The following is an 18,930-nucleotide window of genomic DNA, read 5'->3' as shown; positions in this document are numbered from 1 at the left end:
TCGCTCCCGTGCGGCGAAAGCCCGGAGATCGAACGCCGGAGGCGGGACATTCGAACCCCGAAACCGCGATGGGTGCTGGCCGATGTTCTCCATTCGTGCTAATCGGAGAAAAACAACGAGCGAACGAGGCAAAAGGGCAACAAAATGCGTGTCATCGGAATCGATCCGGGGCTGCGGACGCTCGGCTGGGGCGTGATCCAGGTCGACGGATCGCGACTCACCCACGTCGCCAACGGGCTGTGCTGTTCCGCGGGAACCGACCTGGGTGCCAGGCTGCTCTCGCTATTCGAGCAACTCACCGACATCATCGCCCGCTTCGCTCCCTCGGCGGCCGCGGTGGAGCAGACCTTCGTCAACCGCGATGGCGCCGGCACGCTCAAGCTCGGCCAGGCCCGCGGCATCGCCATGCTGGTGCCTGCGAAGGCCGGTTTGCCGATCGGCGAATACGCCCCCAACGCGGTGAAAAAGGCGATCGTGGGCGTGGGCCATGCCGACAAGAAACAGATCGCCCACATGATGGGGGTGCATTTCCCTGGTGTGAAGCTTGCCGGACCGGATGCGGCCGACGCGCTCGCCATCGCGGTCTGCCACGCGCACCATCTGCAATCCGCCGGACGGCTGCAGGCCGCCATCGCGAGGGCGACATGATCGGGCGGCTGGCCGGGCGCATCGACTACCGCGGAAGCGACCACGTCCTGCTCGACGTCGGCGGGGTGGGCTACATCGTCTACGTTTCCGATCGCACGCTCATGGCGCTCCCCGCGACCGGTGAATTCGCCGCGCTCTACACCGACCTCGTGGTGCGCGAGGACCTCCTCCAGCTCTTCGGCTTCCCCAGCCTGCAGGAAAAGGAATGGCATCGCCTCCTGACCTCGGTCCAGGGGATCGGCGCCAAGGCCAGCATGGCGATCCTCGGCGCGCTCGGCGCCGATGGCACGAGCCGCGCCATTGCGCTCGGCGACTGGACGGCGATCCGGGCGGCCCCCGGTGTCGGGCCCAAGCTCGCGCAGCGGGTGGTGAACGAGCTCAAGGACAAGGCCCCCGCCGTGATGGCCATGGCCGGGTCCCTGTCCGAGGTCATCGAGCCCGAACCGACCGCGCCAGCATCCCGCCCGACTGCCGCGCCGAGGCCCGCGCCGGCCCGGTCGCCCGCGGCCCAGTCTGACGCCCTCTCGGCCCTGATCAACCTGGGTTACCAGCAGGGCGAGGCCGCAGCCGCCGTCGCGCAGGCGCTCGGCGAGAGCCCGGAGGCCGGTGCCTCGGATCTGATCCGCGCCAGCCTCAAACTGCTTGCTCCGAAGGGATAAGCCCATGACCGGACATTCCCTTCACCTGTTCGGAAATATCCTCGGGGGGAGCGCACCCCGGGCGCGCGGAGGGCAGACACCCCCCTTCCGTCGACGCCATCCGTCGCTTCGCGAGGGCATCGCATGACCGATCCCGACCCGATCCTGCGCCCGGACCAGCAGCCCGGAGATGCCAGCGAAGACCGCGCCCTGCGCCCGCAGGCTCTGACGGAGTTCATCGGTCAGGCAGAAGCCCGCGCCAACCTCTCGGTCTTCGTCGAAAGCGCCCGCCGCCGGGGCGAAGCGATGGATCACACGCTGTTTCACGGCCCCCCGGGCCTCGGCAAGACGACCCTCGCCCAGATCGTCGCCCGGGAGCTCGGGGTGAACTTCCGGATGACCTCCGGCCCGGTCCTCGCCCGGCCCGGCGATCTCGCCGCGATCCTGACCAATCTCGAGGCCCGTGACGTCCTGTTCATCGACGAGATCCACCGCCTCAACCCGGTGGTGGAGGAAGTCCTCTACCCGGCGATGGAGGATTTCGAACTCGATCTGGTGATCGGGGAGGGGCCTGCGGCGCGCACGGTGCGGATCGAGTTGCAACCCTTCACCCTGGTCGGCGCCACCACGCGGCTCGGCCTGCTGACAACGCCGCTGCGGGATCGTTTCGGCATCCCGACCCGGCTGCAATTCTACACTGTGGACGAGCTCCACGAGATCGTCAGCCGGAACGCCCGGCTGCTGGACCTGCCCGCCGACCGCGACGGTACCCGCGAGATCGCCGCGCGCTCCCGCGGCACGCCCCGTATCGCCGGACGCCTGCTGCGCCGGGTGCTGGATTTCGCGCTGGTCGTGGGCGACGGCCGGCTCACCCGCAGCCTGGCCGACGAGGCGCTCACCCGGCTCGGCGTCGACGGCCTCGGGCTGGACGGCGCGGATCGCCGGTATCTCTCCCTGATCGCGGAGAACTACGGTGGCGGGCCGGTGGGGGTCGAGACGCTGTCGGCCGCGCTGAGCGAGAGCCGGGACGCGCTGGAAGAGGTCATCGAGCCTTACCTGCTTCAGCAGGGGCTGATACAGAGGACGCCGCGCGGGCGGATGCTGGCTCAGAAGGCCTGGACGCATCTGGGTCTTGCCGCGCCGCAACCGCCGGGGCAGGGGGCGCTGTTCGACTGAAGGTGCCTGCGACGACGCACGGAAGGGGGCATTCTGCCCCCCTTCCGTGCCTTGCGGCGCTCCCCACTGAGGATATTTTCGGACAGAAGAAGCGGGACGCGCGCAGCCTTGGTGAGGGGGCGTGATCGGGTTGGAAAGGGGCTGAAGGATGACGCCACAGGATATCGAGGATCTGTTCACCCGGTCGGATGGCCAGTACCTCTGCGCCCGCTGGGGACGGCCGATCGTGCCGATCGTCTTCGGGGTCGAGGACGCGACCCTTGCAGTGGTCAAGGGGGCCTGCGAGGCGGTGGTGGCGCTGGCGGGCCACAGGATGGCCGAGACGGACCCGGAAATGGGCGCAAATCTCATGGTCTTCTTCTTCCGGGACTGGGAGGAGTTGCTGGAAGTGCCCGACCTGGGTGGGCTGGTGCCTGGGCTGGACGAGATGGTCGCTCGTCTCGTTGCCGCGGGGGCCAACCAATACCGCATGTACCGTTTCGAGGAGAGCGGCGCGATCCGCGCCTGCTTCGTCTTTCTGCGGATGGATGCGGAGATGTCCGAGGTGCCGGCGGAGGACCTCGCGTTGGCACAGATGGCGCGGTCGATCCTGCTATGGTCGGATAGCGCCTTCCGTGACCGCTCCCCGCTGGCCGTGACGCCGGAGGGGAACGCGGTGCTGCGGCCGGAGATCGCCGGCGTGATACGCGCCGTCTATGACCCCATGATGCCGGAAGTCGCCAACGATCCGAGCCACGCGCTGCGCCTGTTCGCGAGGATCGGGCCGGCCGCCGAGTGACGGCCGCTCCGCGCCTGGAGGCTTGCGGGCGGCGCGGCATCGGCGTAGCCCCAACCCGTCAGATCCCGGGAACCACCCATGCCTCATATCCATTCCCTGCGCGTCTATTACGAAGACACCGACATGGCGGGGATCGTCTACTACGCCAATTACCTCAAGTTCATCGAGCGCGGCCGGTCCGAATGGGTGCGTGACCTCGGCGTCGATCAGAATGCGCTGAAGGACGAGCAGGGCATCGTCTTCGCGGTTCGCCGGGTGGAGGCGGACTACCTCGCGCCCGCGCGACTGGACGACCTGCTGGATGTCGAAACCCGTCTGGTGCAGGTGAAGGGCGCGAGTTTTGTCATGGAGCAGCGGGTGATGCGGGGGGAGCGGGTCCTCTTTGCGGCGCGGGTCGTCGTGGCCACGATGACCACCGACGGCCGTCCTGCCCGGATTCCGGCCTATATCAGGGCGCGGATGTAGCGGCCGGAACGGCCATTCGCAGGCCGAAGGCCTGCTACCCCCAACCACGCGCAAGCGCGTCAGCGCGCCGTCGCGTGGGCGGGAGCCCCCCGGTTTTTGGCCCCTCCCATGGCGGATATCCGCGCACTCCGGCCCCGGTGCGCCGGATCCGTGTCGGAATATTGTCGCCGTCACGCCTTCGTGTTGGCGTTTCCCCTGTAAACCGGGTAGATTCGGGCGCAAGAACGGCCGCCGAGAGAGCGGCAGGTAACACGAGCAGGCAGTATGGATCCCTCGACCCTTCCCCTTGCAACGGAGATGGATTTCTCCATGTGGGCGCTTTTTGCCCGCGCGACATTCACGGTCAAACTGGTGATGCTGATGCTGATCGTCGCCTCGTTCTGGGGCTGGGCGATCATTATCCAGAAGCACATCATGTATCGCCTCGCCCGCCGCGAATCCGACGCTTTCGACGCGCAGTTCTGGTCGGGCGAGCCGCTCGACGAGTTGTTCGACGAGATCGGGGCCGATCCGACCAGCGCGTCGCAACGCATCTTCGCCGCCGGCATGATCGAATGGCGCCGCTCGCATCGCGAGGACGGCGGCCTGATTGCCGGCGCGCAAGCGCGGATCGACCGGTCGATGGACGTGGCCATCGCCAAGGAGGCGGAGGGCCTGAACCGTGGTCTCGGCTTCCTGGCAACCACTGGCTCGACGGCGCCCTTCATCGGGCTTTTCGGCACCGTCTGGGGGATCAAGCACGCCTTCGAAGAGATCGCGATCGCCCAGAACACCAACCTCGCGGTCGTCGCGCCGGGTATCTCGGAGGCGCTCGTGGCCACCGCGCTCGGCCTGCTAGCGGCGATTCCGGCGGTGATCTTCTACAACAAGCTGAGCTCCGACAGTGACCGGATCATCGGCGGCTACGAGAGCTTTGCCGACGAATTCGCCACCATCCTGTCGCGCCAGCTGGACTCCTGAACCATGGGTGCGGGGGTCATCAAATCCCAGGGCGGTGGCGGCACGCGCCGGCGCCGCCGGGCGGGGCGGCATCCGGCCGCGATGTCCGAGATCAACGTCACGCCCTTCGTGGACGTCATGCTGGTGCTGCTGATCATCTTCATGGTCGCGGCACCGCTGCTGACGGTCGGCGTGCCGGTGGAGCTTCCCAAGACCGCGGCGCAGGCGCTGCCGCACGAGCAGGAGGAGCCGCTCGTCGTCACGCTCACCGCGGAGGGTCAGCTGTCGATCATGACCACCGAGATCGCCGAGGACGAGCTGGTCTCGCGCCTGCGGGCGGTCGCGGCCGAGCGGGCCGACGACAAGGTGTTCCTGCGCGCCGACGGGGCGATCCCCTATGAGCGGGTCGTCCAGGTGATGGGTGCGCTCAATGCCGGCGGCTTTTCGAACATCGGCCTGGTGACAGACACCGGCGGTCCGACCTTCGATGGCGAGGATGGCTGAGACGGCTTTCATGAATACCGGGGTGAAGATCTCGGGCGCTGCGCATGTCGGGCTGATCCTCTGGGCGGCTTTCGGCGGCCTTTTTGCGTTCGACCGGCCCGAGCCGATGGAATTCTCCGAGGTCACGCTGGTCTCCGGAGAGCAGTTCGCCGCCATGCTGGCGGCGGGGAGTGCCGCGCCGGAGGTTCCGGAGAACCTTGACGCGCCGAGTGCGCCCGAAGCGCCGAGCCCGGAGGAGGTCGCGCCCGAGCCTCCCGCGGAGGACCCGGCGCCCGAAGCGGCGGAGGCCCCAGAGCCCGCCGCGACCGAAGCGCCGGAACCGGCGCCGGAATTCGACGAGACCTTCGAGACCCCGCAGGCCGAGGTGGCCCCCGAGGCGCCGCCCGCGCCGGTTTCGCCCGAAACGCCCGAAGGGGCGGCGGTAGAGCTTGCGCCGGAGGTGGCGCCGGTGCCGCGCGTCGCGCCACGGATCGCGCCCGAAGCCGCTCCCGCGCCCGAGCCCGACACCGAGGTCGCCGAGCAGGTTCAGGAGGCCGTGCGCCCCGACGAGAGCGCCGCCACCGAGACCCCGGCCGAGCCGCAGGACGCCGCCGCGCCCGAGGAGGCCGCGACGCGGATCGTGCCGGAGGCCGTAGAGGAATCCGGCGGCGCGCAGGTCGCGCTTGCGCCGTCCGGCACGCCGCGCCCGCAGAGCCGTCCGCGCCGTCCGCAGCCTGAACCCACGCCCGCCGCCCAGCCGGCGCAGCCCGAGCGCCCGACGCCGCCGAAGCCGGCGGCCGAGACGCCGCGCGAGCCTCCGGCCGAGGATGCCATGGCCGATGCCATCGCCGCCGCCGTTGCGGAGGCCGCCCCCTCCGGCGGCTCCGGCGCGGGCGAGGCGGAGGCCGGCACCGGCACCGCGCCGACCGGTCCGCCGCTCACCTCCGGCGAGAAGGACGCGCTGCGGATCGGGGTCCAGCAATGCTGGAACATTGGCTCGCTGAGCTCCGAGGCGCAGCGGGTTACCGTCACCGTCTTCGTCCGGATGAACGAGAACGCCACGCCCGACACCGGCTCGATCCGCATGATCAGCGCCGAGGGCGGCAGCGACGCCGCCGCCGCAACCGCATTCGAGGCCGCGCGCCGCGCGATCATACGGTGCGGCAGCAGCGGCTATGATCTGCCGCCGGAGAAATTCGGCCAGTGGCGGGAGATCGAGATGACCTTCAACCCCGAGCAGATGAGGATACGCTGATGCCCCGGCTCGCCGTCCCAGAGACACGGCCGCGACGGCCAGGGCATCGCAGCCTTGTCGCCAAGGTCCCCGCATTCCAGCCCCGACAGAAAGGGTTCCAACCGATGTTCCTGCGCTCCATTGCCTTTGTCCTCGCCCTGCTTTCCGCAGGCGGGCTGCCCGCGACGCCGGTTACGGCGCAATCGGGTCCGCTGCGGATCGAGATCACCGAGGGGGTGATCGAGCCCCTGCCGTTCGCGCTCCCGGCCTTCGTGGCCGAGACGCCGGCCGCGACCCAGCTGGCCGCCGACATCTCCAACCTGATCGCCGCCGACCTCGAGGGAACCGGGCTGTTCCGCCGGATCCCGGCGGAGGCGCACATCAGCCGGGTCACCAGCTTCGATGCGCCGGTGGCCTATGCGGACTGGAAGGCGATCAACGCCCAGGCGCTGATCACCGGTGCGGTTTCGGCGGATGCCAACGGCTCTGTCAGCGTGAAGTTCCGGCTCTACGACGTCTTTTCCGGCGGCGAACTGGGCGAGGGGCTGCGGCTTGGCGGCTCCGCCACCTCCTGGCGGCGGCTGGCGCACAAGGTGGCCGACCAGGTCTATTCCCGGATCACCGGCGAGGGCGGCTATTTCGACAGCCGCGTCGTCTTCGTCTCCGAGAGCGGCCCGAAGGACAACCGCGAGAAGCGGCTGGCGGTGATGGATTACGACGGCGCCAACGTGCAGTACCTGACCGACAGCTCCTCGATCGTGCTGGCGCCGCGTTTCTCGCCCACCGGGGACCGGGTGCTCTACACCTCCTATGCCACTGGCCAGCCGGAGATCTACCTGATGCAGGTCGGCGACGTGCGGCAGCAGGCGCTGAACACCGGGCAGGGGGCGATGACCTTTGCGCCGCGCTTCGGTCCGGACGGGCAGACGGTGGTCTATTCGCGCTCGGTCGGCGGCAACACCGACATCTTCGCCACCCGGATCGGCGGCCAGCCGGTTCAGCTGACCAACACCCCGGCGATCGAGACCGCGCCGAGCTTCTCGCCGGACGGCAGCCAGATCGTCTTCGAAAGCGACCGCTCCGGCACCCAGCAGCTTTACATCATGCCGGCGAGCGGCGGCGAGCCGCGGCGGATCTCCTTCGGGCAGGGCCGCTACGGCACGCCGGTCTGGTCCCCGCGCGGCGACCTGATCGCCTTCACCAAGCAGAACCAGGGCCGGTTCCACATCGGCGTGATGCGCACCGACGGATCGGAGGAGCGCCTGCTCACCGGCGCCTTCCTCGACGAGGGCCCGACCTGGGCGCCGAACGGCCGGGTGATCATGTTCACGCGCGAGAGCGCCGGCGCCGGCGGGCAACCCTCGCTGTGGTCGGTCGACATCTCCGGGCGCAACCTCAAGCGGGTGCCGACGCCCGGCGCCGCTTCGGACCCGGCCTGGTCGCCGCTTCTGCCTTGATCGGTGCCCATCACCCCTTCCGGCCCGGTTTTCGGGCCGGATTCACGTCAAAAAATGCACGTCTCGCTGCCGTGCACACGCAGCAGGGCGTTCCCAACCCGCTGGCAGGGTGCTAGGAGAGGTCAGAGGCAGCAGGCAGTCATGGAGAATAAGATCATGGCCCACCCCGTCATCACGGCAGTTCTTCTCATCGGTGCGGTCGGCCTGACCGCCTGCACCAATCCCGATCGGTTCGGCTCCGGCTCGGACAGCTACGGCGCGGGCGGCGCGGGGGCGGGGGCCGGCATCACGCCCGGCAGCGCCTCCGATCCCTCCTCGCCGGCCTATTTCCAGGCCGCCGTCGGGGACCGCATCCTGTTCCCGGTCGACCAGTCGAGCCTGACCCCGGAGGCCCGCTCGACGCTGGACGGGCAGGCCAACTGGCTGTCGACCAACACCGCCTACAACGCGACCATCGAAGGCCATGCCGACGAACAGGGCACGCGCGAGTACAACCTCGCTCTCGGCGCCCGTCGCGCCAACGCCGTGCAGGAATACCTGATGTCGCGCGGCGTCGCCGGCACCCGGCTCAAGACCGTGAGCTACGGCAAGGAGCGTCCGATCGAGATCTGCTCCGAAGAGGCCTGCTATGCCCAGAACCGCCGCGCGGTGACCGTGCTGCAGGCCGGGCTGGGAAGCTGAGGAGGCTGGCATGCGCCTGACCGTTCTGGCCGCCGTGTTCGCGGCGGCCATTCCTGTAACCGGTTTTGCCCAGGACCGTTCGCAGACCCTCGCGGACATCCGCCAGGAGCTTTCCGTGCTCTACGTGGAACTGCAGGGGCTCAAGCGTGAGCTTTCCACCACGGGCCCGGTCGGCGCGCTGGCGCCCTCCACGACCGTGCTGGACCGGGTCAACGTGATCGAGAGCGAGCTGCAGCGGCTGACCGCCAAGTCCGAAGAGCTGGAGTTCCGCATCGACCGGATCGTCACCGACGGCACCAACCGCATCGGCGATCTCGAGTTCCGTCTCTGCGAACTGGAAGAGGGCTGCGACATCGGTGCGCTCGGAGACACGCCAACCCTCGGCGGCGGTGCGTTGCCCGAGGCGCCGGCCACGGCGTTGCCATCTGAAAACAACGGCGGCGCACAGCTCGCCATGGCCGAACAGGCGGAATTCGATCGAGCGAAGGCGGCGCTCGATGACCGTAGCTTTCGCAGCGCCGCAGATCTCTTTGCGGCCTTTACCGAGGCCTACCCCACCGGTCCGCTGACCGCCTCGGCGCATTTCCACCACGGGGATGCGCTGACCGAGCTGGGCGAGATCGCCCCGGCGGCCCGGGCCTATCTCAACTCCTTCTCGGCCGACCCGCAGGGGGCGCAGGCGCCGCAGGCGCTGTTGCGGCTGGGTCAGAGCCTCGGGCGGCTTGGCCAGACCAACGAGGCCTGCATCACGCTGGGCGAGGTCGATACCCGATTCCCGGGCAGTACCGAAGCGACCGAAGCCCTGGCATCGCGCTCCGGCCTGGGATGCCCCTGAGCCGAGGCATCCGATCCGCCGGCCCGTTGCCCGATCTCCCATCGCTGACGGGCCTATGACCCTCTCCCAACGCTTCGACGCGCGCATGAAGGCGCTGATGCCGGCGCCCCTGCCACCCCGGATCGGGGTGGCGGTGTCAGGCGGCGGCGATTCCATGGCGCTGATGCATCTTGCCGCCCACTGGGCTGGTGCCGCCGGGCTGCATGCCGAGGTGGCGAGCGTCGACCACGGCCTGCGCGCGGCCGCGGCGGAGGAGGCGGCGATGGTCGCTTGGGCGGCCCGCGGACTCGGCCTGCTGCACGAAACCCTGCGATGGCGCGGCAGCGAGGCGCAGGGAAACCTGCAGGATGCCGCGCGACGTGCCCGTTACGGATTGCTGGCCGCATGGGCGGCGCGACGCCGGCTCGACACCGTGCTGCTGGGCCACACACGGGACGACAACGTGGAATGCCTTGTGCTGGGACTCGCCCGTGGGGCGGGGCTGGACGGGTTGTCGGGGATGCGCCCCGCGTTCCGCCGCGACGGCGCGCGTTTCCTGCGACCGCTGCTGGAGGAGAGCCGCGCGGATCTGCGCGACTGGCTCACCGGCCGCGGGATCGACTGGGTCGAGGACCCGTCGAACGAGGATCCCCGCTTCGCGCGGGTGCGGGTGCGGCAGGCGCTGGAACTGCTGGCGCCGCTAGGCGTCACGCCGGAGGCGTTGGCGCGGAGTGTCGAGAATCTCCGCAGCACCCGGGAGGGGCTCGACGCTTTGCTGCGGGCCTTCATCCGCGACCATTGCCGCATTGCCGCCGGCGACGTCCTTGTCGCGCCGGACGCCTTCGCCTCCCTTCCCGACGACCTTGCCCGCCGTTTCCTGAACGCCGCGCTTCGATGGGTCTCGGGCGCGGAATACACCCCGCGCGCGGGCAAGCTTGCCAATGTTCTCTCCGACGACGGCGCGCTTCGCGCCGGGCTCACGCTGCACGGCTGCATCCTTCGCACCGGGGGCCACGGGCTCCGGATCTCCCGCGAGCCTGAAGCCGCCGCCCGCGCCGCGCCCGTCGCCCCGGGGGCGCGGTGGGACGGTCGCTGGATGGTGTCCGGCCCATTCGAGCCGGGGATGGAGGTGCGCTGCCTCGGCCCCCATGGGATCCTGCAACGCCCGGACTGGCGCGAGGCCCGGCTTCCGCGGGTCACATGCCTTTCCGGTCCGGCCGTCTGGAGCGGTGAGCGGCTTGTCGCCGCGCCGCTGATCGAACCGGATTGCGCCTTTGCCGCCGAGGTCGCGACAGGGTTCGCCGACAGCCTCTGATCCGGGACCGGCAACCGATTTCTCCACACGTCGGTTATCGCGTTGAACCTCAGCGCCGATCCACTATCTTAGGGAGAACCCGGTCTGCACGCGCTGCAGGCCTGATTGAGGAGTCGCACCCCCGTGGGAAATGCCCGTAATATCGCCTTCTGGGTCGTTCTGTTTCTGCTGATCCTGGCGCTTTTCAACCTCTTCAGCGGTGGCCAGAGCACCATGGCGACCCGCACGTTGAGCTATTCCGAATTCATTCAGCAGGTTGACGACGGCACGGTTTCGTCCGTCACCATCGACGGCGAGCGGGTCCGCATCCGCAGCACCGATGGCAACGTCTATTCCTCGGTGATCCCCGAAGGAACCGACCTGGCCGACCGCCTGATCGAAGAGGGCGTGGACGTCACCGCCGAGCCGCAGCAGCAGAACGGTCTGCTGGCCTATATCGGCACGCTGCTGCCCTTCATCATCCTGATCGGCATCTGGATCTTCCTGATGAATCGCATGCAGGGCGGTGGCCGTGGCGGCGCGATGGGCTTCGGCAAGTCCAAGGCCAAGCTGCTGACCGAGAAGTCCGGCCGCGTGACCTTTGACGATGTCGCCGGCATCGACGAGGCCAAGGAAGAGCTCGAGGAGATCGTCGAGTTCCTGCGCAACCCGCAGAAATTCTCGCGCCTCGGCGGCAAGATCCCGAAAGGTGCGCTGCTCGTCGGCCCTCCGGGCACCGGTAAAACCCTGCTGGCGCGTGCGATCGCCGGCGAGGCGGGCGTGCCCTTCTTCACCATCTCCGGCTCCGACTTCGTCGAGATGTTCGTGGGTGTCGGTGCCTCCCGCGTGCGTGACATGTTCGAGCAGGCCAAGAAGAACGCGCCCTGCATCGTGTTCATCGACGAGATCGACGCCGTCGGTCGCTCCCGTGGCGTCGGCTATGGCGGCGGCAACGACGAGCGCGAGCAGACGCTGAACCAGCTCCTCGTCGAGATGGACGGTTTCGAGGCCAACGAGGGCATCATCATCGTCGCGGCCACCAACCGCCCCGACGTGCTCGACCCCGCGCTGCTGCGTCCCGGCCGTTTCGACCGCCAGGTGCAGGTGCCGAACCCGGACATCAAGGGCCGCGAGAAGATCCTCGGCGTCCATGCCCGCAAGGTGCCGCTCGGCCCCGACGTGGACCTGCGCATCATCGCCCGCGGCACGCCCGGTTTCTCCGGTGCGGACCTTGCGAACCTCGTGAACGAGGCCGCGCTGATGGCCGCCCGTGTCGGCCGCCGGTTCGTCACGATGGAGGATTTCGAGAACGCCAAGGACAAGGTCATGATGGGCGCGGAACGCCGCTCCATGGTCATGACCGAGGACGAGAAGAAGCTGACCGCCTATCACGAAGCCGGTCACGCGGTCGTCGGCCTAAACGTCCCGCAGCATGATCCGATCCACAAGGCGACGATCATCCCGCGCGGCCGTGCGCTCGGCCTGGTCCTGTCTCTGCCCGAACGCGACCAGCTGTCCGTGAGCTACACCAAGTACAAGTCCAAGATCGCCATGGCGATGGGCGGGCGCGTCGCCGAGGAGCTGATCTTCGGCAAGGAGAACGTGACCTCCGGCGCCGCATCGGACATCCAGCAGGTCACCAAGATCGCCCGCGCGATGGTGACCCAGTTCGGCATGTCGGACGACCTCGGCTACATCGACTATGCCAACGAACAGCAGTCGTATCTCGGCAACTACCAGGCCGCGGCCAATGCCTCGCCCGAGACGCAGGAGCGGATCGACGAGGAAGTGCGCCGGCTGGTCGACGAAGGCTACGAGCGGGCCAAGCAGATCCTGACCGAGAAGCATCAGGACCTCGAGAACCTCGCGCAGGGCCTGCTGGAGTACGAGACCCTGACCGGGCCCGAGATCCAGAAGGTCATCAATGGCGAGCCGCTCAATCGCGGCGACGACGACGACAGCCACGCCGACAGCGGCAGCACGCCGTCGCTCACCGCCATTCCGAAGACCAAGCCCAAGGCGCCGAAATCGGATCCCGATCCGGACCTGGAGCCCGATCCCACGGTCTGATCCGTGGAGGACGGCACAGCCCGATGAATCCCGAAGCCCCGGAGCGTCTGCGCCCCGGGGCTTCTTCTTTTGAGTCCCGTGCCGCAGCGCCTTCGCCGCTGGCGGGAGGCGAAATGTCGGAATGGTTCGCCCTTTCGCCGTGTTCCGGGGCTATCAGCGAAGGGAGGAGCGGCGGTTTCCGCCGGTAGGGAGGACGAACATGAACCAGAAATCCGACATCGAGATCGCGCGCGCGGCCCGCAAGAAGCCGATTCAGGAGGTCGGGGACCGCCTGGGCATTCCGACCGAGGCGCTGATTCCATATGGCCACGACAAGGCCAAGGTCGGACAGGCGTTCATCCGTTCGCTTGGAGAGCGCCCCGACGGCAAGCTGATCCTCGTTACCGCGATCAACCCGACCCCGGCGGGCGAGGGCAAGACGACCACGACCGTCGGCCTGGGCGACGGGCTGAACCGGATCGGCCGCAAGGCCGCGATCTGCATCCGCGAGGCGAGCCTCGGACCGTGCTTCGGCATGAAGGGCGGCGCGGCCGGCGGCGGGCACGCGCAGGTGGTGCCGATGGAGGACATGAACCTTCATTTCACCGGCGATTTCCACGCCATCACCAGCGCCCACAACCTGCTGGCGGCGATGATCGACAATCATATCTACTGGGGCAATGCGCTGGAGATCGACGAGCGCCGGGTCACCTGGCGCCGGGTGCTCGACATGAACGACCGGGCCCTGCGGGATATCGTCACCTCGCTCGGCGGCGTCTCGAACGGCTTCCCACGGCAGACTGGATTCGACATCACCGTGGCCTCCGAGGTCATGGCCTGCCTCTGCCTCGCGGCGGACCTTGAGGACCTGCAGGAGAGGCTGGGCAACATCATCGTCGCCTATCGCCGCGACCGCAGCCCGATCTACTGCCGCGACCTGAAGGCCGACGGCGCCATGACCGTCCTGCTCAAGGACGCGATGCAGCCCAACCTCGTGCAGACGCTGGAGAACAACCCGGCCTTCGTCCATGGCGGTCCCTTCGCCAACATCGCCCATGGCTGCAACTCCGTGATCGCAACGCGCACCGCCCTGAAACTCGCAGATTACGTCGTGACGGAGGCCGGCTTCGGGGCCGACCTCGGGGCGGAGAAGTTCATGAACATCAAGTGCCGCAAGGCCGGGATCGCGCCCGACGCCGTGGTGATTGTCGCCACGATCCGCGCGCTCAAGATGAACGGCGGCGTGGCGCGGGCCGACCTTGGGGCGGAGAACGTCGCCGCGGTGGAGGCCGGCTGCCCCAACCTCGGCCGCCACATCGCCAACGTGAAATCCTTCGGCGTGCCGGTGGTGGTCGCGATCAACCATTTCACCTCCGACACAGAGGCGGAGATCGCGGCGGTGCGTGCCTATGTGGAGGCGCAGGGCTCCGAGGCGATCCTCTGCACGCACTGGGCCGATGGCTCGGCCGGAACCGAGGCGCTGGCGACGCGGGTGGCGGAGATCGCCGATTCCGGGCGGGCGCAGTTCGCGCCGCTCTATCCCGACGAGATGCCGCTGTTCGCGAAGATCGAGACCATCGCCAAGCGGATCTACCACGCCAGCGAAGTGCTCGCCGACCAGAAGATCCGCGACCAGCTCCGCCAGTGGGAGGCGGCGGGCTACGGGCACCTGCCGATCTGCATGGCCAAGACGCAGTACAGCTTCTCCACCGACCCGACCCGGCGCGGCGCCCCCACGGGGCACGGCGTGCCGGTCCGGGAGGTGCGCCTGTCGGCCGGCGCCGGCTTCGTGGTGGTCATCTGCGGGGAGATCATGACCATGCCCGGACTGCCGCGCGTGCCGTCGGCCGAGGAGATCGGTCTGAACGCGGCCGGTGACGTCGAGGGCCTGTTCTGAGCCGACCGCTCTGTCCCGCGGAGCCAGGCCACGCTCCGGGCCTTCGCTTTTGATAGGCACACTGGAGCGGATCGGAACGCCACGGCACCCGTGACCGGCATTCCGCGGGCGGCAGGGGCAACTCGCCGCCCGGGCGGGCTTGTGCGACGGGCCGCTTCCAGTATGTGTCCTGCGGTATGCCGTCCCGGCCAGGGATGCGACGGCGAAGACAGCGTTTCGGTCGTTTGAAGGCCCGGAACGACCGGAAAGATGAGCAAGACGGAGCAAGACACATGACGGCACAGATCATCGACGGCAAGGCGTTTGCCGCCAGCGTACGCGAGAAGGTGGCAGGCCATGTGGCGCGCCTGAAGCAGGATCACGGGCTGACCCCGGGCCTTGCCGTCGTTCTCGTCGGGGAGGATCCGGCCAGCCAGGTCTATGTCCGCAACAAGGGCAAGCAGACCAAGGAGGCTGGGATGCTCTCGGTCGAGCACCGGCTGCCCGACACGACCTCCGAGGCGGAGATCCTCGCCCTGGTCGAGACCCTCAACGCCGACCCGTCGATCCACGGCATTCTCGTGCAGTTGCCGCTGCCGGAGCATGTGAACGCCGAGTTGGTGATCAACGCCATCGATCCGGCGAAGGACGTGGACGGCTTCCACATCTCGAACGTCGGGCTGCTGGGAACCGGGCAGAAATCGATGGTGCCCTGCACGCCGCTCGGATGCCTGATGATGCTCCGCGCCCATCACGGCTCGCTTTCCGGCATGGACGCCGTGGTGGTCGGGCGCTCCAACATTGTCGGCAAGCCGATGGCGCAATTGCTGCTCGGCGAGAGCTGCACCGTGACCATCGCCCACAGCCGCACCAGGGACCTGCCGGAGGTGGTGCGCCGGGCCGACATCGTCGTGGCCGCCGTGGGACGGCCGCAGATGATCCCCGGCGACTGGATCAAGCCGGGTGCCACGGTGATCGACGTTGGCATCAACCGCGTCCCGAAGGATGACGGCAAGTCGCGCCTCGTCGGGGACGTGGATTTCGACAGCGCGGTCGAGGTGGCGGGCGCGATCACGCCGGTGCCGGGCGGGGTCGGCCCGATGACCATCGCCTGCCTTCTGGCCAACACCGTCACCGCCTGCTGCCGCGCGAACGGCCTGCCGGAACCCGAGGGTCTGACCGCCTGATCGGAGGGCTCCCGCCGGCGTCGGCGCCCGTGCGGGCGCCCGAAACCGTTGGGCCGGGCGCACGCTGACGCGTGCGCCGCCAGCTCAGGCCGGGATCATCGTGCCTTGCAGCAGCGCGACGGGACGGCGGGCGCCGTCGCCTTCCACCAGCACCTCCGCCGAGACCACGTGGAGCCGTCGACCGGGTTTGACCACGCGCCCGATCGCCAGAAGGCGCTCTCCCTTGGCGGGAGACAACAGGTTGATCTTCATCTCGACGGTGAGCACCTCGGCATCGTCCGGCATGAGGGAGAGCGCAGCATAGCCCGCCGCCGTATCGCCGAGTGCGAAAGTCAGACCGGCGTGGCCGAACCCATGCTGCTGCCGTGCGCCCGCGAGGATGGGCGCAGCGATTTCGACCTCGCCCCGTGCGATGCGACGCATTTCCGCTCCGAAGGTCGCCATGAGGCTTTGCGCCTCGAAGCTCCGGCGCAGTTTACTTTCGAGTGCGGGGGCGACTTCGCTCATGGCGACTTCTTCTCCATTCCTTCCAATGGCTGAACTGTTCCGCGCCGGCCGGCCTCTGTCCACACATATCCCCGCAGGAGGCGCCGCGCATGCAATGCGCGGCCCGGCCCAACCGGGAGCGGCACATCTATCGATGTGACGCCTCCCGGGCGGGAGCCTCCGGGATCAGGCGACCGGGACGGAGACCTGGGTCGGGCCGGTCAGGATGGCGCGGGCGTTCGGGCCCAGCAGCGCGCGCAGTTCCGGCGCGGTGACGTCGAGCCCGCCGGTGTAGGTTCCGAAGGCGGGGAGGATCAGCCTTGCGCCGTCGGTCAGGAAACAGGCCCGCCGCACGCGCCTTCCCCGCGCGGCAAGCGCGGCCTTGGGGTGGTAATGCCCCGAGATCTCGCCTGCCTCCGCCGTGGTCCTGGCGATGTGGCGGAACCGGAGAGGGCCGAGGTGCAGGTCAGGGACGTGGCGACCGGCCAGGCCCGGCGGGCCCGGGTCGTGGTTGCCCTCGATCCAGATCCAGTCCCGGCCCGACGCAAGCCTTGTCAGCCAGAGGCGGGCGTCTTCCTCAAGGGCACCGGCCGCCGCGAGGTCGTCGAAACTGTCGCCGAGGCAGACCACCGTTGCCGGGTCGAGCCGCGCAACTTCTGTATCCAGTCGCTGGAGCGTGTCCCGGCTGTCGTAGGGGGGCAGGAGGCCGCCGCCGCGCCGCGCCATACGCTCCGATTTCCCCAAATGAAGGTCGGAGACGCAGAGCAGCTGCCTTTCCGGCCACCAGAGCGCTCCCGAGGAGAGGGCGCAAAGGCGTGTTCCGACGAAATCGAGCGCGTGCATGTTCATGCTGTGTTCCTGCCGTGTCCGCTGCGATTTGGCAAGGGGCGTGATGCGGCCGAGGCAGTTCGGTCACCCGGAAGGCGTGGCGGGTGGCCCGGCCGCGCCATTGGGTATTTCGACCAAGAAGACGGAAGCCTAGGCCTCTGCGGTCAGCGATAGACCTCGTCGTCGCCGGGGAAGCTGCGGCTGCGGACATCCTCGGCGTAGTTTCGGACCGCCGTTTCGATCCGGTCGCCGAGGTCGCCGTAAACCTTGACGAATTTCGGCGGACGCGGGTTGAGGCCGAGCATGTCTTCCAGCACCAGGATCTGGCCGTCGCATCGGGCGCTGGCGCCGATCCCGATGGTGGGGATCGGGATCATGCCGGTGATCCGGGCGGCGAGCGGCTCGACCATGCCTTCGAGCACCACGGCAAAGGCGCCGGCCTCGGCCACCGCCACCGCATCGGCCTCGTGGCGCGGCCAGCTCTCGCTGTCGCGTCCTTGCGTCCTGAAGCCGCCCATCACGTTGCTCGATTGCGGGGTGAGGCCGATGTGGCCCATCACCGGGATGCCGCGCTCGGTCAGGAAGCGGATGGTCTCGGCCATGCGGGCGCCGCCCTCCAGCTTGACCGCACCGCAGCCGGTTTCCTGCATGATCCGCGCGGCGTTGCGAAAGGCGGCCGAGGGGCTTTCCTCGTAGGAGCCGAAGGGCATGTCGACGACCACCAGCGCGCGCTGGCTGCCGCGCACTACGGCGCGTCCGTGGGTGATCATCATGTCGACCGTCACGCCCAGGGTGCTGTCCATACCGTGCATCACCATGCCGAGGCTGTCGCCCACCAGGATGAAATCGGCGTGGCGGTCGACGATGGCGGCGGTGTGGGCGTGGTAGGAGGTGAGCGAGACTATGGGATCGCCGCCCTTGCGGGCCATGATTTGCGGGACGCTCACGCGCCGGACGGATTTCTGGACACTCACGGAAGGATCTCCCTCTGGTCGATCAGCAGGACGCCGCCGAATTCGGCCGAGAGCATCACCGCGAGCTGTCCGCCGGGGCGGCCGGTGGCTGGCCTCAGGGTAACGGCCTCGGTCACGTCGACCGCCCGCAGGTGCGCACGCGGCTCTGCCTGGACAAGCGCGGTGATCCCGGCCTGGATCTCTTCCACGGTCGCGCCTGTCGCGGCCAGCTCCTGCGCCCGGTCGAGCGCGCGGTTCAGCACCAGCGCCGCGGTGCGGTCCTCCGGGCCAAGCCGGACATTTCGGGAAGAGAGGGCGAGCCCGTCGGCTTCCCGCACGGTCGGGCAGCCGATGATGCGCAGCGGGAAATGCAGGTCGCGCACCATGGTGCGGATCACCTGGAGCTGTTGGTAATCCTTCTCGCCGAAACAGGCGCAATCGGGCTGGACGATGTTGAAGAGCTTGGCCACCACTGTCGCCACGCCGCGGAAGTGGCCTTCGCGCACCTCGCCGTGCAGCACGTTGGCCAGGCGCATCGTCTCGACGATCGTTTCGGAGCCCTCGGGGTAGATGTCCTCGACCCCGGGCAGGAAGACGGCTGCGACCCCGGCCTCTCGCAGCATGGCGAGGTCGCGTTCGGTGTCGCGCGGGTAGGTCTCGAGATCCTTCGGGTCGCCGAACTGGGTCGGGTTCACGAAGATCGAGACGACGACCCGGTCGGTCTCCTGCGCGGCGCGGTCGACCAGCGCCATGTGGCCGGCATGCAGGAAGCCCATCGTCGGTACGAAGCCGATGCTCTGGCCCTGCCGGCGCAGACCGTCGAGGTGGCGGCGCAGGTCGCCGGGATGCGAGAAGGTTTCCATGGTGCGGTTGGGTAGCCGAAGGCGCGGATCAAATCAAACGCGGAAAGCGGATGCGGCATCGGCTGCGCGCGGTCTGACGGA

General features: G+C 68.7%; 19 protein-coding genes. 15 read left to right on the top strand and 4 right to left on the bottom strand.

Annotated features, from left to right (window positions below):
- The first annotated feature begins 144 nt into the window (after positions 1-144).
- From ruvC to folD, 15 genes are all read left to right on the top strand, one after another.
- Entirely contained in the window at positions 145-648 is a 504-nt protein-coding gene (gene ruvC / locus CHB86_RS21555) for a crossover junction endodeoxyribonuclease RuvC (RefSeq protein WP_089235190.1), read from the top strand.
- On the top strand, positions 645-1,307 hold the full coding sequence (gene ruvA, locus CHB86_RS21550) for a Holliday junction branch migration protein RuvA (RefSeq protein WP_089235189.1): 663 nt from the start codon (positions 645-647) through the stop codon (positions 1,305-1,307). The genes ruvC and ruvA overlap by 4 nt, the downstream gene beginning before the upstream one ends.
- Before the next feature lie 123 nt (positions 1,308-1,430).
- Entirely contained in the window at positions 1,431-2,462 is a 1,032-nt protein-coding gene (gene ruvB, locus CHB86_RS21545; protein WP_089235188.1) for a Holliday junction branch migration DNA helicase RuvB, read from the top strand.
- Positions 2,463-2,610: 148 nt separating this feature from the next.
- The gene (locus CHB86_RS21540) at positions 2,611-3,240 is read left to right on the top strand and encodes a hypothetical protein (protein WP_089235187.1); all 630 of its coding nucleotides are present in this window, start codon (positions 2,611-2,613) and stop codon (positions 3,238-3,240) included.
- A gap of 78 nt (positions 3,241-3,318) precedes the next feature.
- Positions 3,319-3,705 carry a tol-pal system-associated acyl-CoA thioesterase gene (ybgC, locus tag CHB86_RS21535; RefSeq protein ID WP_089235186.1) on the top strand — a complete coding sequence of 129 codons (387 nt, stop codon included), beginning with the start codon at positions 3,319-3,321 and terminating at the stop codon, positions 3,703-3,705.
- Between the two features lie 264 nt (positions 3,706-3,969).
- A complete protein-coding gene (gene tolQ, locus CHB86_RS21530) occupies positions 3,970-4,665 on the top strand; it encodes a protein TolQ (protein ID WP_089235185.1) in 696 nt (231 codons plus the stop codon).
- Positions 4,666-4,668: 3 nt separating this feature from the next.
- Positions 4,669-5,148, top strand: a complete 480-nt coding sequence (tolR, locus tag CHB86_RS21525; protein ID WP_089235184.1) for a protein TolR — start codon at positions 4,669-4,671, stop codon at positions 5,146-5,148.
- Positions 5,141-6,382: an energy transducer TonB gene (locus CHB86_RS21520; RefSeq protein WP_141134953.1), complete on the top strand. Its 1,242-nt coding sequence runs from the start codon at positions 5,141-5,143 to the stop codon at positions 6,380-6,382. The genes tolR and CHB86_RS21520 overlap by 8 nt, the downstream gene beginning before the upstream one ends.
- Before the next feature lie 104 nt (positions 6,383-6,486).
- Positions 6,487-7,818 carry a Tol-Pal system beta propeller repeat protein TolB gene (gene tolB, locus CHB86_RS21515; protein WP_089235182.1) on the top strand — a complete coding sequence of 444 codons (1,332 nt, stop codon included), beginning with the start codon at positions 6,487-6,489 and terminating at the stop codon, positions 7,816-7,818.
- Between the two features lie 141 nt (positions 7,819-7,959).
- Complete coding sequence (pal, locus tag CHB86_RS21510; protein ID WP_245838266.1) at positions 7,960-8,499, top strand: peptidoglycan-associated lipoprotein Pal; 540 nt, start codon at positions 7,960-7,962, stop codon at positions 8,497-8,499.
- 10 nt (positions 8,500-8,509) lie between these two features.
- Complete coding sequence (gene ybgF, locus CHB86_RS21505) at positions 8,510-9,334, top strand: tol-pal system protein YbgF (RefSeq protein WP_089235181.1); 825 nt, start codon at positions 8,510-8,512, stop codon at positions 9,332-9,334.
- A gap of 55 nt (positions 9,335-9,389) precedes the next feature.
- Complete coding sequence (gene tilS / locus CHB86_RS21500) at positions 9,390-10,628, top strand: tRNA lysidine(34) synthetase TilS (protein ID WP_089235180.1); 1,239 nt, start codon at positions 9,390-9,392, stop codon at positions 10,626-10,628.
- Positions 10,629-10,751: 123 nt separating this feature from the next.
- On the top strand, positions 10,752-12,677 hold the full coding sequence (gene ftsH / locus CHB86_RS21495; RefSeq protein ID WP_089235179.1) for an ATP-dependent zinc metalloprotease FtsH: 1,926 nt from the start codon (positions 10,752-10,754) through the stop codon (positions 12,675-12,677).
- Between the two features lie 199 nt (positions 12,678-12,876).
- Positions 12,877-14,553 (top strand): formate--tetrahydrofolate ligase, encoded by a 1,677-nt coding sequence (locus tag CHB86_RS21490; protein WP_089235178.1) that lies wholly within the window; start codon positions 12,877-12,879, stop codon positions 14,551-14,553.
- A 272-nt stretch (positions 14,554-14,825) separates the two neighbouring features.
- On the top strand, positions 14,826-15,719 hold the full coding sequence (gene folD, locus CHB86_RS21485) for a bifunctional methylenetetrahydrofolate dehydrogenase/methenyltetrahydrofolate cyclohydrolase FolD (protein WP_089235177.1): 894 nt from the start codon (positions 14,826-14,828) through the stop codon (positions 15,717-15,719).
- An 84-nt stretch (positions 15,720-15,803) separates the two neighbouring features.
- On the opposite strand, the gene CHB86_RS21480 is transcribed toward folD, so the two are convergent.
- From CHB86_RS21480 to panC, 4 genes are all read right to left on the bottom strand, one after another.
- Positions 15,804-16,226, bottom strand: a complete 423-nt coding sequence (locus CHB86_RS21480) for a PaaI family thioesterase (RefSeq protein WP_089235176.1) — start codon at positions 16,224-16,226, stop codon at positions 15,804-15,806.
- Positions 16,227-16,391: 165 nt separating this feature from the next.
- Positions 16,392-17,048, bottom strand: coding sequence for a ligase-associated DNA damage response endonuclease PdeM (pdeM, locus tag CHB86_RS21475; RefSeq protein ID WP_425445436.1), 657 nt, complete (start codon positions 17,046-17,048; stop codon positions 16,392-16,394).
- A 149-nt stretch (positions 17,049-17,197) separates the two neighbouring features.
- Positions 17,198-18,007, bottom strand: coding sequence for a 3-methyl-2-oxobutanoate hydroxymethyltransferase (gene panB, locus CHB86_RS21470; protein ID WP_089235174.1), 810 nt, complete (start codon positions 18,005-18,007; stop codon positions 17,198-17,200).
- Complete coding sequence (panC, locus tag CHB86_RS21465; RefSeq protein ID WP_089235173.1) at positions 18,004-18,849, bottom strand: pantoate--beta-alanine ligase; 846 nt, start codon at positions 18,847-18,849, stop codon at positions 18,004-18,006. The genes panB and panC overlap by 4 nt, the downstream gene beginning before the upstream one ends.
- Positions 18,850-18,930: the final 81 nt, after the last annotated feature.

The sequence above is a fragment of the Tropicimonas sediminicola genome (genome assembly GCF_900188335.1).
Lineage (GTDB): Bacteria > Pseudomonadota > Alphaproteobacteria > Rhodobacterales > Rhodobacteraceae > Tropicimonas > Tropicimonas sediminicola.
Note: the sequence above shows the minus strand (reverse complement) of the source record. Positions and strands in the feature narration are given on the sequence as shown.

Excerpts from the sequence above, each read along its gene's own strand:
- tolQ (WP_089235185.1), top strand. The coding sequence starts at position 3,970 with ATGGATCCCTCGACCCTTCCCCTTGCAACGGAGATGGATTTCTCCATG.
- pdeM (WP_425445436.1), bottom strand. The coding sequence starts at position 17,048 with ATGCACGCGCTCGATTTCGTCGGAACACGCCTTTGCGCCCTCTCCTCG.
- folD (WP_089235177.1), top strand. The coding sequence starts at position 14,826 with ATGACGGCACAGATCATCGACGGCAAGGCGTTTGCCGCCAGCGTACGC.
- tolR (WP_089235184.1), top strand. The coding sequence starts at position 4,669 with ATGGGTGCGGGGGTCATCAAATCCCAGGGCGGTGGCGGCACGCGCCGG.
- tilS (WP_089235180.1), top strand. The coding sequence starts at position 9,390 with ATGACCCTCTCCCAACGCTTCGACGCGCGCATGAAGGCGCTGATGCCG.
- CHB86_RS21520 (WP_141134953.1), top strand. The coding sequence starts at position 5,141 with ATGGCTGAGACGGCTTTCATGAATACCGGGGTGAAGATCTCGGGCGCT.
- ruvC (WP_089235190.1), top strand. The coding sequence starts at position 145 with ATGCGTGTCATCGGAATCGATCCGGGGCTGCGGACGCTCGGCTGGGGC.
- tolB (WP_089235182.1), top strand. The coding sequence starts at position 6,487 with ATGTTCCTGCGCTCCATTGCCTTTGTCCTCGCCCTGCTTTCCGCAGGC.
- ruvB (WP_089235188.1), top strand. The coding sequence starts at position 1,431 with ATGACCGATCCCGACCCGATCCTGCGCCCGGACCAGCAGCCCGGAGAT.
- panC (WP_089235173.1), bottom strand. The coding sequence starts at position 18,849 with ATGGAAACCTTCTCGCATCCCGGCGACCTGCGCCGCCACCTCGACGGT.
- CHB86_RS21490 (WP_089235178.1), top strand. The coding sequence starts at position 12,877 with ATGAACCAGAAATCCGACATCGAGATCGCGCGCGCGGCCCGCAAGAAG.
- CHB86_RS21540 (WP_089235187.1), top strand. The coding sequence starts at position 2,611 with ATGACGCCACAGGATATCGAGGATCTGTTCACCCGGTCGGATGGCCAG.
- CHB86_RS21480 (WP_089235176.1), bottom strand. The coding sequence starts at position 16,226 with ATGAGCGAAGTCGCCCCCGCACTCGAAAGTAAACTGCGCCGGAGCTTC.
- pal (WP_245838266.1), top strand. The coding sequence starts at position 7,960 with ATGGAGAATAAGATCATGGCCCACCCCGTCATCACGGCAGTTCTTCTC.
- ruvA (WP_089235189.1), top strand. The coding sequence starts at position 645 with ATGATCGGGCGGCTGGCCGGGCGCATCGACTACCGCGGAAGCGACCAC.
- ybgF (WP_089235181.1), top strand. The coding sequence starts at position 8,510 with ATGCGCCTGACCGTTCTGGCCGCCGTGTTCGCGGCGGCCATTCCTGTA.
- ybgC (WP_089235186.1), top strand. The coding sequence starts at position 3,319 with ATGCCTCATATCCATTCCCTGCGCGTCTATTACGAAGACACCGACATG.